At 70.7% G+C, this 12,852-nt stretch carries 10 protein-coding genes; 8 read left to right on the top strand and 2 right to left on the bottom strand.

All coding sequences use genetic code 11. The annotated features are described in order from the left end of the window. The coding region (locus FREUN1FDRAFT_RS34995) for an IS4 family transposase (protein ID WP_006545116.1) at positions 1 to 373 on the bottom strand (373 nt) is incomplete at its 3' end. A gap of 304 nt (positions 374 to 677) precedes the next feature. After that, entirely contained in the window at positions 678 to 1,754 is a 1,077-nt protein-coding gene (locus FREUN1FDRAFT_RS35000) for a BadF/BadG/BcrA/BcrD ATPase family protein (RefSeq protein WP_232295558.1), read from the bottom strand. Between the two features lie 417 nt (positions 1,755 to 2,171). Here FREUN1FDRAFT_RS35000 and FREUN1FDRAFT_RS35005 point away from each other — a divergent pair, with 417 nt between their 5' ends. The 8 genes from FREUN1FDRAFT_RS35005 to FREUN1FDRAFT_RS44585 form a co-directional block, all read left to right on the top strand. Then, the gene (locus FREUN1FDRAFT_RS35005; RefSeq protein WP_006545118.1) at positions 2,172 to 2,636 is read left to right on the top strand and encodes a hypothetical protein; all 465 of its coding nucleotides are present in this window, start codon (positions 2,172 to 2,174) and stop codon (positions 2,634 to 2,636) included. 144 nt (positions 2,637 to 2,780) lie between these two features. Then, positions 2,781 to 4,091 carry a DUF5925 domain-containing protein gene (locus FREUN1FDRAFT_RS35010; protein WP_006545119.1) on the top strand — a complete coding sequence of 437 codons (1,311 nt, stop codon included), beginning with the start codon at positions 2,781 to 2,783 and terminating at the stop codon, positions 4,089 to 4,091. A 754-nt stretch (positions 4,092 to 4,845) separates the two neighbouring features. Then, entirely contained in the window at positions 4,846 to 5,973 is a 1,128-nt protein-coding gene (locus tag FREUN1FDRAFT_RS35015) for a UDP-glucose/GDP-mannose dehydrogenase family protein (RefSeq protein WP_006545120.1), read from the top strand. Continuing rightward, positions 5,970 to 7,346, top strand: coding sequence for a glycosyltransferase family 2 protein (locus tag FREUN1FDRAFT_RS35020; protein WP_006545121.1), 1,377 nt, complete (start codon positions 5,970 to 5,972; stop codon positions 7,344 to 7,346). Before FREUN1FDRAFT_RS35015 ends, FREUN1FDRAFT_RS35020 begins: the two co-directional genes overlap by 4 nt. Then, entirely contained in the window at positions 7,343 to 8,773 is a 1,431-nt protein-coding gene (locus tag FREUN1FDRAFT_RS35025; protein ID WP_006545122.1) for a right-handed parallel beta-helix repeat-containing protein, read from the top strand. Before FREUN1FDRAFT_RS35020 ends, FREUN1FDRAFT_RS35025 begins: the two co-directional genes overlap by 4 nt. Before the next feature lies 1 nt (position 8,774). Further along, on the top strand, positions 8,775 to 11,186 hold the full coding sequence (locus FREUN1FDRAFT_RS35030) for an acyltransferase family protein (RefSeq protein WP_006545123.1): 2,412 nt from the start codon (positions 8,775 to 8,777) through the stop codon (positions 11,184 to 11,186). Positions 11,187 to 11,410: 224 nt separating this feature from the next. Beyond that, positions 11,411 to 12,307: a polysaccharide lyase gene (locus FREUN1FDRAFT_RS35035; protein WP_006545124.1), complete on the top strand. Its 897-nt coding sequence runs from the start codon at positions 11,411 to 11,413 to the stop codon at positions 12,305 to 12,307. Between the two features lie 272 nt (positions 12,308 to 12,579). Continuing rightward, on the top strand, positions 12,580 to 12,852 hold a 273-nt coding region (locus FREUN1FDRAFT_RS44585; protein WP_006545125.1), incomplete at its 3' end, for a hypothetical protein.

A 12,852-nucleotide genomic window follows, 5' to 3' on the forward strand; every position in this document is an offset into this window, starting at 1 on the left:
TCGTGTCCGGGTCCGCGACCGGGGCCGCGACCTGGGAGAACAGGTGGGCCAGCGGTTCGGGGCCGAGCCGTTGACGGGCCTGGGTCAGCCCGCCCGAGGTCGGTTCCCAGCCCTCCTCGAACCGGCCCCAGTCCGCGAGTGTTCCCGCGAGACGGGCCGCGACCTCCTCGTAGTCCTCGTCGCCGAACAGTGCCAGCGCCATCACGAACAGCACGACGACCCGGGGTGGGATCTTCCCACCCGCCCGTTTCGCGGCCTTCCCGGTGGCCTCGATCGCCTCGTCGATCTCGTCCCGGGACACGAACGCGGTCAGCACACCGAGTGAGATCCAGTCCGTCAACCGGCCGTCGACGACCGGGCGATCATCTGCCACAGACCGTGATCATGCCGGCAACCAGGACGAACACCCAGCACCGACACACCACAACCCTGAAGATCAACTTAGGCTAAGTGGCATTAGGTCTTGCTCGGCAGCAGTGGCAGCCCGAGCGGCTGCCTGAAGCCGCAACCCGAAGCGTTCAGGATTTTGGTCGTCCCAACAACCAATATTCTCAAGTCTTGCTCGGTAGCAGCGGTAGCCGATCGCGCGCGCGAAAATGCGCGCAAGCGCCGGGCCGTGCGCGCGGACCGGCGGCTGGAAGCAGCCGCCGGTGTGGCGGGGATCGTTACGGGGGTCGCTAGTCGGTGGTGAGCGGCGGGGCCGTCCAGTCGATCAGGTGCTCGGTCGCGGTCAGCCGGGCGGCGAGCAGGACCGCACCGGTGGCCGGGGAGATCCGCGGCCAGACGAAGCGTGCGCCGGGGCTGTCGGCCGTCACATGGCCGGTGAACGAGTCGAGGAAGGCGGGGCCGGAGCGGAAGGCACCACCGACCATCGAGACGGGGAAGTCGCCGTTCAGGCCGGTGCGGCGGATGACGGTCAGGGTCTGCTCGGCGAGCAGGCGGCCGGCGTCGGCGAGGATCCGGCGGGCGACGTCGTCGCCGTCGGCGGCCGCCGCGGCGACCTCGGTGGCGAACGCGGCGATCCCCGACTTGTCGAGGGTGCCGTAGATCAGATCGTCGATGTCCTCGATCAGAGTGAGGCCGTAGAAGGCGAGCAGGCGGGGGACGACGGCCGACCAGGGGGCCCGCCCGTCGCGGTACGTCACCGCCGCGCGCAGCCCTTCCAGGCCGATCCAGTAGCCCGAGCCCTCGTCGCCGAGGAGGTGGCCCCAGCCTCCGCAGCGCCAGGTCCGGCCGTCGGCGGCCACCCCGAGGGTGTTGCTGCCGGTGCCGCTGATGACCGCGACTCCCGGTTCGCCGAGCGTGCCGGCGGCCCAGGCCGCGACGGTGTCGTTGAGCACCAGCGTGTTCTCGGCCGGCGCGAGAACGGGCAGCTTCGCCAGGAGGCCGGCCTGGTTCTCCTCGGAGTCCGCGCTGGCGATCGCGAGCACCGCGCCGGCGAGGTCGCCGACGCCTGCCCCCGCCGCGAGGAGCGCCCCGAGGATCGCGTCCGTGATCGAGGCGGCGGCGGCCTCGATCCCGTTGACGTCGGGGTTGCTCGGCCCGGCGGTGAAGGTGCTCAGGGTCAGGCGCCCGACGTCGAGCACGGCCGCGGTGGTCTTGGTGCCGCCGCCGTCCACCCCCAGCAGGTGCGTGCCGGGCCGGGTGGGCCGCCGGGCCTCACCGCGGCTGGACGGACGCAGGGCCGGCGGCAGGATGATCAGTGGGCTCAGGTTCTCCCTCGGTGGGCTGTGCACCTGTGCTGTGCCTCGCAATCGGCGTCGTTCCCGGAGCCGTTCGGGTCCGGTCGATTATCTGTGAGCTTGACGATCTACAAGCGTTCGCTTACGTGTGCTCGCTCTCCGGTACCCGTCCGTGGAGGCCGGACGGGGCCGGTGGCGCCGGCCCGGGTGTGGTCCGAGCGTCGCCCGAAGGTGGCTGGAACGGTCGCGTACGCCGGGCACCGGGCGAGTCGTCCGGCTGGGAGCCCGGGCGATGGAGCGGACGTCCTGGCGGCGGCGCCGGCCGCCCGGCCTGCGGTGACGTGGACGGGGCTGCCCGAGCGGCGGTGGCCGGGCGGCTTGCGCGTGGCCAGGTCCGTGTGCTTCATCCTGCCCTGGTGGGACCTCTGTATCCCTGTGCGTCCGGCCACTCCAGGTCTCGTTCCGCCTTCGCTGGGAGACGGTAGTGGGGTGACCGATGACGACGACGACTGGGCACCGCCACCCGTGCCGGACGGAGACGGCGACCCGGTGGCCGCCGTGGACGAGGCGTTCACCGAGGCCGAGCTGGCGCTGGTCGCCTTCGAGTGGCTGCCGGACGACGACGAGCTCGACGCGGCGGCGACGATCCTGCACCACACCGATCAGGTCCGTCGGCGGCCGGAAATGCCCCTGCGCAGAGTGCTGCACCAGGCGCTCGGCGAGACCTACCCGCAGCTGACCGCCTGGCGGCCGCGGCCGCACTACCTCTACGCGGTGGTCAAGACGCTGCACCAGCTCGCGTCCGACCGGGCGGCCCAGGAGGACTCCGCGGCCCTGCTCGTCGGCTGGGACAGGCTGATCGTGCTGCTTCGCCAGGTGATCGAGTCGGCGGGTGGCGCGGACGGCGCGGGTGGCGCGCCGTCGGGTTTCGAGGGGCCGGGCGCGCGTTCATAGTCGACGTGACGACTCGGGTACGGCGGGGATCTTCAGTCGCTTCCGCGACGGAAAAGGGAAACCAGGTGGTGTTGGGAGCACTCCTCACCGAGTATCTGTCTCGTGTCCATTCCACGGCAGGAGTCCACGTCCAAAGGCGATCGTGTGAGGGGTGAGCGTTCCGGGGGCGGCGCCGGCGACCTCCCCTTCGTCGTCGCCCTCGACGACTCGGACACGCCCTACGACGTCGTCGACGCCCTCGCGCTGGCGCCGTTCACCAACGGGGACCAGCCCTGGGCCCGCAGCGTGCGCATCGACCGGCTGCGGCCGGGGGCGAGCCTGCTGCCGGTCGGCGCCGAGATCGTGCGCACGGTGGTGGAGGACTCGCGTGACTCCCGCCTGGCGACCGGTGACGGCTGGACGGTCCGTGCGGTGCGCTGGCGCGGCGGCAGCGCCGAGGTCCTGGTGACGGCGGTCAGCGAGGAACTGGCCCGGACGGTGCTGGACGGCGTGGTCCGTCAGGCGGCGGCCGAACCTGGCACCGAAGGCACCGTGACCATGGGGTTCTGGTATCTCTCCGCCCAGCGCGGCCCGACCCGGATCATCCGCCGCGCCGCGACGACGGACTGGCCGTCGATCCGGCGGAACTACCCGGCCTCCTCGCTGGAAGCCCTCGACCGCCTGATGACGATGCGCCCCGAATCGCTGGTGGGCCGTCTGATCCTGCTGCACGGGCCAGCAGGGACCGGCAAGACGACGATCCTGCGCGCGCTGGCGCACGAGTGGCGGCGCTGGTGCCAGGTCGACTGCGTCCTCGACCCGGAGGCCCTCTTCGGCGACCCCGGCTATCTGATGGAGGTCGCGATCGGGTCGGATGACAGCGACGACGACGAGGCCGCCAGCGGGGCGAGCATGGCGTTGGAGGCCCCGGCGGGCAAATCCGAGGATGGCACCGGGAGTGCCGGGGCCGAGCTCGCCGACGCCGCCGATCCCGATGGCGGGAAGTCCGATCCCGACGCCGGGGAGCACGACGAGGGCGACGAGGACGACCGGGCCGATGGCGGGGACGACGGCGGGGCCGAGGCGGAGGCGGAGCGGCCGCGGCGCCGCTGGCGGTTGCTCGTGATCGAGGACTGCGACGAACTGCTGCGTGGTGACGCCCGAAGCGTCTCCGGGCAGGCGTTGTCCCGGCTGCTGAACCTCACCGACGGTCTGGTCGGCCAGGGGCGGGAGGTACTGGTCGCGCTCACGACCAACGAGCCGCTGGCACGGCTGCACCCGGCGATCGTCCGCCCGGGGCGCTGCCTGGCGCAGGTGGAGGTCGGTGCGCTCCCGCATGAGGAGGCCGTCGCCTGGCTGGGAGGCACGACGGGCGTCCTGCCGTCGATGACCCTCGCCGAGCTGTTCGCCCTGCGGGACGGGCGGCTCCCCGCGGCCATACCGGACCGGGATGGTCATACCGGCCTTTATCTGTAGTACGTTCTCAGGTGGCGCGACCTCGGGTCGCGCCACCTTTTCTTTATGCCCTGATGTTCCTCTTCCGGGGTATGGCCGTGGCCTTTCATGATTAGTCCGGAAGGTGAAGAAGCGGTGTCGGCGGCGGTCGGGGTGACCGGTGGTGGCGCCGATGGGCGTGAGGCCGGCCCCTTTTCGGTGATCGCTATCGCGCAATTCTCTGGCTGAATTCACCGTCGAGTGAATGAGGTAACACGCCTGGTGTCGTCCTTGTGGGACGGAACAGGTGTCGATCGACTACTATTCCAATCGCGGGACGGGCATTTGGGGATGCTCTGTTCTCGCTGAATCATCGATCGATAAAAATGTGGGGGGTTGGTTCCGGGGTCCGACCGAGAACCGCAGGGGGAATCACTGACAGCGCCGCATCGTGTGACGCCGCATGCTGCGGCGTCGCAGCATGCGGACGGGGCCGTGGGCCCCCGTGTACGCATGCCCTGGCGCGGCGGCGGAGCACCGTGTTTCGGAGGCGTCGCGAAGGCAGCCGGGCGGGCGGCGCGCACGGCGAACAGCTGAGAGCAGCAAGTCCACAGTTTGTCATGCCCATCTCCGGCGGACGTCAGCCGCCGATCAGGAAGAAACGAACCGCGGACCGGGGCGGCGCATGTGCCCTGCCGCATCACCGTCCGCATCACCGTCTCGGACGTCATCGTCCGCCGTCGCTCGATACCGCCTGGTCATTCAGCGCCCGGGCGGCCCCAAGGAGCTTGAGAAGATGCGAATCTTTGTAGTTGGATCCGGCGTGGTGGGTACGGCCACCGGCAAAGGTCTGCTTGAGGCCGGAAACCAGGTGACCTTCGTCGACGTCGCGCCGGAGCGTGTTTCCTTTCTGCAGGGGCTCGGCCTGGACGCACGGGCCGAGCTCGATCTCCGGGCAGAGCGGGATTCCTTCATCTTCCTCACGCTGCCGACGCCCAACGTCGGCAGCCGTTATGACCTGTCGGCGTTCGTCGCCGGCACCCGCGGGGTCGGGCAGGCGCTGCGCGTGAGTGGTGGCCGTCATACCGTCGTCGTGCGCAGCACCGTCGATCCGGGCACCACGGATGGCCTGGTCGGCCCGTTGCTGGAGCAGGAATCCGGCCTTCGTCAGGGCGATGGATTCCTGCTCGCCAGCAATCCCGAGTTCCTGCGTGCCGCCTCCGCGGCCGAGGACTTCCGCTGGCCGTGGATGACCGTGATCGGATCCCGCAACCGGCGCGTCCAGGAGCGGCTCGCGGAGCTCTTCGCCCCCTTCGGCGGGAGTCTGCGCATCTTCGACGACCCGATGACCGCCGAGTTCGTGAAGTGCGCGCACAACCTCTTCAACGCGACCAAGATCTCGTTCTGGAACGAGATGTACACCGTCGCCGATCGGCTGCGGCTCGACCTCGGCGCGATCGCGGACACGGTCTCGCGGTCGGCCGAGGCGTCCTTCAACCCCGCCTATGGCACCCGGGGCGGGGCACCCTACGGCGGTGTGTGCCTACCGAAGGACACCATGGCCTTCCTCGGATTCGCGGCGGGGGTCGGGGTGGACATGCCGATCCTGCGGTCGGTCATCGAGACGAACTCCAGATTCGTCGACAGGGCCGACCTGGGCGACCGGGGCGACCTCGACGTGAGCGAGGGGACCGACGGCGTCGACGCCGTCGACTACTTCCAGGAGCCGCTGCCCGGGCGTTCCGGCGCCGCCGACCGCGGGCTGGGCTCGACCGGGCGCGGGACCAGGGCCGCGGTGCTGGCCGCCGAGGCGGGGGAGCGCGGCGTCCGCTGGTCCACCAATGAGATTCGGGCGGCCGACGAGATCCCGCGCCACGCCACGGACCCGTTCGGACTCGAGTCGACGGACGGTACGCAGCGATGAGAACAGTGCTGCCGTGGCTGCTCCTTGTGGCCTTTCTGCGACCGCTGATGGAGATCTTCATCCTGGCCGCCGGTGAATGGTGGTTCCACACGACCTTCCGGCAGAACCGGGACCTCTTCTCCCGTTACATCATCCAGATCACCACCGTCGGCCGGGAACAGGACAGGGTCAACGAGATCATTCGGGAGATCCGGTCCTACCCGATGACGATGGACTACGAGATCTGGGTGACCAACGAGCCCGGCAACGGTGACGTCTACCCCGACGCCGACCGGGTCATCACCGTTCCCACCGACTTCAGCTGCGTGGCGCAGTACAAGGCCCGGGCGCTGGAGTTCAGCCGTATCGTCCGCCAGCATCTCGGCTACGACACGGCGGACACCAAGATTACATTCCTGGACGATGACACCTCACCGACCTGGGAATATCTGGAGACAGCCTATGCGGCCGACTACGACATCTGCCAGGGGGTGACGGCGCCGCGAATCGACTACGGCCGGGGGCCGTTCGCCCACTTCCTGCTGAGCCACATCGACGATCTGCGCTTCCACAACTGCATGACCTACTGCTCGTCGTTCCAGGGAATTCTGGGCCGCCCGCTGTTCGTCCACGGTGAGGGCCTGACCATCACCGGCCACACCGAGCGGACCGTCACCTGGGACTGGCGGATCTTCGCCTCCGAGGATCTCACGTTCGGCTGTAACGCCGCCGCCGCCGGGCTGCGGTGGGGCTTCTTCCACGAGTACATCCAGCTGACCTCCCCGTGGACGTGGAAGGCGTACTTCAAGCAGCGCCGCCGGTGGATGTGGGGGAACATCCACGCCATCGTGAACCGGGACGTCCTGCCGCTCGGCGCGGCGATCCGCATCGCGATCCGGTATTTCCTCAGCCTCTTCACGTTCCTCGCGTCGGGTACCGCGGTCGTGCTGATCCTCACCGACGTCATCGAGGTGGCCGGCTGGGCACACTCGCTGTTCTGGTGCTCGCTCGTGGTCTGGCTGGTGAACTTCGGGCTGAGCGGCTGGGTCAACGCCGGGCTGCGCCGGCCCGGCCAGAGCAGCGCGAGCTTCTGGACCAACCGGGTCCTGCAGACCCTCGCCGCGGTCGTGCTCGCCCCGATCACCGCGACCTTCACCATCGTCGCCCTCATCACCACCCTCTACATGGGCAACCCGCGCAGCTTCGAGGTCATCGCCAAGACCGCGGCGACCAGCGACCAGCGTGAGCGCGACGGCCGTGACGGCGACGGCCGCGACGGCCGTGACAGCCGCGGTGACCAGACCACCGCGCCGACCATCCCGACGGCCCGGGGCGCCTCCACCACGGACGACACCCAGCGGGTGCCCTCCACGATCGGGGAGCGGCTCCGATGACCACGCGATCCCCGGCCCCGGCCGTCGGCTCGGCGAACGACCTGCTGACGGCGAACCACGCGCTGGCGGCGGCCCTGCTGCGCCGTGAGCGATCCCGCAGGCGGGGTGTCCACCTGCTCATGGTGGTGATGACGTTGCTGTGCGCCGTGACGTTCAGTGTCACCGTCGGGCGCCAGTACCGGGAGCTGCAGTCCACCAGCGAGTTCTTCCACCGGCATGCGTACGTGCCGTCCTACGACCCGCTCAGCAACGTGATCCTCGGCCTGCCGCCCGACACCATCGACGTCCGGGACAGCGCGCCGGCGCCGGACATCCGCGGCATCACGCTGCGCCGGAACGAGATCGCCCTCGTCGCGGGGGGTGAGCTGGTCCGCAGTATCCCGCTGGCGGGCCCGGTGACCGGCCTGCCCGACGTCGTCCGGGCGGTCGACGATCCGTCCTGGATCGACCAGGACGGGCACGGGAAGGTCACGCTGCACGCGGCCCTGATCGTGTCACCGGGAGGGTCCCTGACCGTGACCGCGCCGGTCACGGATCTGGTGATGACCGTTCGCCGCGGGGTGCTGCTCGGCGTCGACGGCGGCCGGCTGACCCTCAACGGCGTCAACGTCCGGCCGGACACTGTCGGTGGGGACGTCAACCGCCACGCCGTCGACGAGCGGCGCCCGTTCATCGTCGCCACCCACCAGGCACATCTCGCGATCACCCGCAGCCACCTGAGCTACCTGGGCCGGGACTGGAACAGCTCCTACGGCGTCGCCTGGTCGGACGGCTCCACCGGGAGCATGACCCATTCCGAGGTGGACCACAGCTTCATCGGGACGTACACGGACCACGCCCGGGACGTGTTGATCGAGCAGAACTGGTTCCACGACAACACGCTCTACGGCGTCGACCCGCACAGCTATTCCACCAACATCTCCGTCCGTCACAACGTGAGTGAGCGCAACGGCCGGCACGGAATCATCTTCTCGGACTTCGTCACCGGCGGCGTCGTCGAAGGCAACATCACCCGGGACAACCGGCTCAACGGCATCATGATGGACGCCTCCAGCACCGGTAACCGGATCATCGGCAACACGTCCACCGGGAACCGGGGCGACGGCATCGTGCTCGCATCCTCGCCGGACAACTTGCTCGCGAACAACATGGTCACCGGCAACCGGGTCGGCATCCACGCTCGGGGCGACCATGCGAACGTCCAGATCCGCGGGAACACGGTCGAGGGCAACCAGCTGGCCAGCCAGGGCGTCGAGCTGGCCGGAAACACCGTGCGGGACAACGGCGACCAGTGGCGGCCGCGGGTCCTGATCGGGATCTGGTCGGCGGTGCCGCTGGTCGTGGTGCTGCTGGCCGGCGTGACCGGGCTGGCGCGCCGGCGGCGGGACCGGATGAGCGGCCGCCCGGCGCTGGCTGTCGGGGCCTGACTTGGCCGCCGGTGGAGGCACGCCGACGGCGCCCGGCCCACGGGCGTCCGACCAGCGATCCCTGGGGACGACGTTCGCCTATCCGGGCCTGCTCTACCCGCGGGTGACCGACGCGCGGCCGCCCACCCCGGCCGCGCCCGTCGACACCGGGCCCGCTCCGGCCGTTCCCGTCGCGGACACGCCGGACAGCCCCGACCAGCCCGCCGGGCCCGACCGGACCGCGGGGCCCGACCGGCCCGACCGGACCGCCGGGCCCGACCGGCCCGACCGGCCCGACGGGCTGGACACGGCGGACGGGTCGGCTGGTCGGCTCAGAAAGTTCCGCCCGGATATCGAGGGCCTGCGTGCGGTCGCGGTGGTCCTGGTCGTCCTCGGCCACTCCGGACTGGCCCTTCCCGGTGGCTTCGTCGGGGTCGACGTGTTCTTCGTGATCTCCGGCTTTCTCATCACCCGGCAGCTGATCACGGAAAGATCCGCCCGCGGACGAATCTCGCTGGCCGGGTTCTACGCCCGCCGGGCCCGCCGCATCGTGCCGGCCGCCACGGTCGTGATCGTGGCGACGATGCTCGGCGCCTGGCGGTGGGTGTCGCCGCTGCGCATCCACTCGACCGGTGTCGACGCGGCGCTGTCGGCCGTGTCGGCGATCAATATGCGCCTGGCCCAGGCCGGTACCGACTACCTCCGGGCGGAAGGCCCGCCCTCGCCGTTCCAGCATTTCTGGTCGCTGGCGGTCGAGGAGCAGTTCTACGCGGTGTGGCCGCTGCTGCTCGTCGTGACGGCCGCGCTGGTCGGCCCGGCCCGACGGCGGAGCACCGGCCCGGTCGCGGTGCTGCTGCTCGTGGTCGTGGCGGCGTCCCTGACCCTCAGCGCGGTCCTCACCCCGCGGTCGGCGCCCTGGGCCTACTTCGGCAGCCACACCCGGGCCTGGGAGCTGGCGCTGGGCGCGCTGGTCGCGTTGGGAGCCCCGCGGCTGGGCCGGCTGCGGCCGGCCCTGTCCGCTCAGCTGACCTGGCTGGGGCTTGCCGGCATCCTGGTGGCCGCCTGCGTGTTCGGCGAGGACACGCTGTACCCCGGGCTGGTGGCAGTGCTGCCGGTCGCGGGGTCGGCACTGGTCATCGCCGGCGGGTGCGCCGCGCCGCGGCGCGGCGCCGAGCTGCTGCTGCGCCGGCGGCCGTGCCAGCTGGTGGGACGGGTCAGCTACTCCTGGTACCTGTGGCACTGGCCGGTGCTGGTTCTCTGGCCGCTGGCCTCCGGGGAGCCGCTGCGCACGGGTGAGAAGATCGCCGCCATCGCGCTGTCGCTGGTGCTCGCGGTCCTCACGTACCACCTGGTCGAGAACCCGATCCGCCGCAGGCCGGTGCTGGCCCGGCGGCCGGCGCTGGGGCTGGGGCTCGGCCTGGCCTCGTCCGGTGTCGCGGTGGTGGTCGCGCTCCTCGTCGTCCAGGCCGCCGCACTGCCCACGGGCGGCCCGACGGCGACCACCAGCCTGGCCGCGGCCGTCGGGGCGTCGGTCGGCCCCGGCCCGGTCAGCGCGGTCAGCCCGGACGGTCCGGCCGGTCCAGGTGCTGACCCGGCAGTCACGGGTGCCGTGACGGTGCGGTCCGCGGCGCTCACCCGGCTGATCGAGCAGTCACTGGACCTCGGCGACCTGCCGGGGGGCCTGCGGCCGTCGCTGGAGCAGGCCCCGAACGACTACAGGTCGAACCGGTGCTACACCTCGATCACCAGCGGCACCCCGACGGACTGCGTCTACGGTGACCCGCGGGGCCGGCGGACGGTGGTGCTGTTCGGCGACTCCCACGCCAACCAGTGGTTCAACGCGATGAACGAGGTGAGCCGGCGGAACGGCTGGCGGCTCGTCCCGTACACGAAGGGCGGCTGCCCGCCGGCGGACTACCCGAACTTCGTCCTGGAGACCCTCAAGCGGGTCTACACCGAGTGCAACACCTGGCGTGCCGACGTGCTGGGCCGGATCAGGGCACTGTCCCCCGACCTGGTGGTCATCGGCTCGGAGGCGCGGACGGAGGCGATGCGGGTCGGGCCCGGGGGCATGACGAAGGTCGTGCGCGACCTGCGCTCGACCGGGGCCAAGGTCGTCCTCATCGAGGACACCCCGTACCCGGGCTTCGACGTGCCGGACTGCCTGGCCCGGAACCCGACGAACGTTCGCAGGTGCATTGTTCGGGTCGCCGGCGCGAAACTGACCGAACCGCAGCGCGCCATCGAGATCAGGGGCGCGGCGGCCGGCGGTGCGATGCTCGTCGACCCGGTTCCGTGGCTGTGCACGAAGAACGAGTGCCCGCCGATTATCGGTGACACCATCGTGTACTACGACAAGAGCCACATCACCGGGACGTATTCGACGGCGTTGGCGTCCTATCTCGGTCCGGCTCTTGTTCGGCTGGCCGGCTGACCTGACCGGTCCGCGGGTATTTCACCGGCGATACTGAGCCTTTTCCATCTCACTGCGCACGGTCAGGGTTGCCGCGGGTCCGAGTCGACGATGGAAAAGGCTCATCCGGGCGCGGCCTGCACCGCTCCCGGCCGCTGCCAGGTGCAACATGTGGTCCTGCGCCCGCGGGGAACGGGTGACGCCCAGCGGCAGAAGAGACGAAACGCGGGTCGGGGGAGAACGCGGTGAGTGCGGGGTCGCGACGGAGTCTGCTGCTGGCGGCGCTGCTCGGTGCCGGTGTCGGTGCCGGTGCCCTGGCGGGCTGTGCGTCCGGTCCGCGGCACGGTGATCCCGAACGTGATCCCGAGGTGCCGCTGCTGGCCCCGGCGACCACGCCCGTCGCCCCGCATCTGCAGAGCTTCTTCGGGCCCGGGCTGGTCATCCGCCGGCACGGCTCGTACGGCCTGGAGCGGGTGGCCGTGCGGCCGGCCAGCGCGGGCTGCGGGTGGAGATCCATCCGGGTCCGCTACCCGGCCGGGTCGGCCAGCCAGCTGTCGGTCGAGCGCGACGGTGCGCCCTCCGGCGGCGCGCAGGCCTATCTCCTTTTTCGGGACGGCCCCCGCGAGGACGTCCACCTCAGCTACCGGGTCCGCTTTCAGGAAGGGTTCCAGTTTGCCCGGGGCGGCAAGCTCCCAGGCCTTTTCGGTGGTGACCACGTGGCTGGTGGGCACACACCGGACGGCACGAACGGATTCTCCACGAGATACATGTGGCGCGCCGGCGGAAAAGGGCAGGTGTATGCCTACCTGCCGACATCGACGGACTACGGGACGACTCTCGGCCTGGGAACCTGGGAATTCGTCCCGGGGCGCTGGGCGGTGGTGCAGCAGCGGGTTCGGCTCAACACCCCGGGTCTGGCCGACGGTTCGGTGGTCGTCTGGGTGGACGGTCATGAGGTCTTCCGCCGGGACGGAATGCTCTTCCGTACCACGCCGGCGCTGCGGATCGAGGGGGTCTTCTTCTCGACCTTTTTCGGCGGCGACGACCTGAGCTGGGCCAGCCCGATCAATCAGTACGCGGACTTCGCGACCTTCGTGGTATCGGACCGTTTCATCGAGGCAGCCCCCGCCGGGCTGTGCTGAGACGATTCTGGTCGTTGGAGCGTCTGCCGCGGGATCCCGGGGCCCGGGGTTTCGCTGCTGCCGAGCAAGGGCTGAGGATTGTGGTCGCTGGAACGACGAAAATCCTCCACGCTTCGCGCCGCGGCTCCGGGCGGCCACCGGGGTTGCCGCTGCTGCTGAGCAAGAATTGAGGATCTTGGTCGTTGGAACGACCAAGATCCTCAACTCTTCGGACGGCTGCCTCCCGGGCCGTGCTGAATAGCTACCCGGGCCCGGCGGGAGCGTGCGGCTGTGTGCTACCGGCGGCCGCGGCGGCGGCTGTCCCGGCTGTCGTTGCCCGTGTCTCCGAGGGTGACCTCGTTGCCGGTCACCAGGCCCGCGCGGCGCAGCGCGTCGGCCAGCGCGCCGTCGGTGCGCCCGCCACCGCGCTGACCACCGCCGCCGCCACGCTGACCGCCACCGCCACCTCGCTGACCGCCACCGTCGCGCTGGCCACCGCCACCGCCACCGGCTCCACCGCCACGACGCTGACCGCCACCACCACGCCCGCCTGCCGACTCGCCCGA

The sequence above is a fragment of the Parafrankia sp. EUN1f genome (assembly GCF_000177675.1).
Lineage (GTDB): Bacteria > Actinomycetota > Actinomycetes > Frankiales > Frankiaceae > Parafrankia.

Excerpts from the sequence above, each read along its gene's own strand:
- FREUN1FDRAFT_RS35025 (WP_006545122.1), top strand. The coding sequence starts at position 7,343 with ATGACCACGCGATCCCCGGCCCCGGCCGTCGGCTCGGCGAACGACCTG.
- FREUN1FDRAFT_RS35015 (WP_006545120.1), top strand. The coding sequence starts at position 4,846 with ATGCGAATCTTTGTAGTTGGATCCGGCGTGGTGGGTACGGCCACCGGC.
- FREUN1FDRAFT_RS35020 (WP_006545121.1), top strand. The coding sequence starts at position 5,970 with ATGAGAACAGTGCTGCCGTGGCTGCTCCTTGTGGCCTTTCTGCGACCG.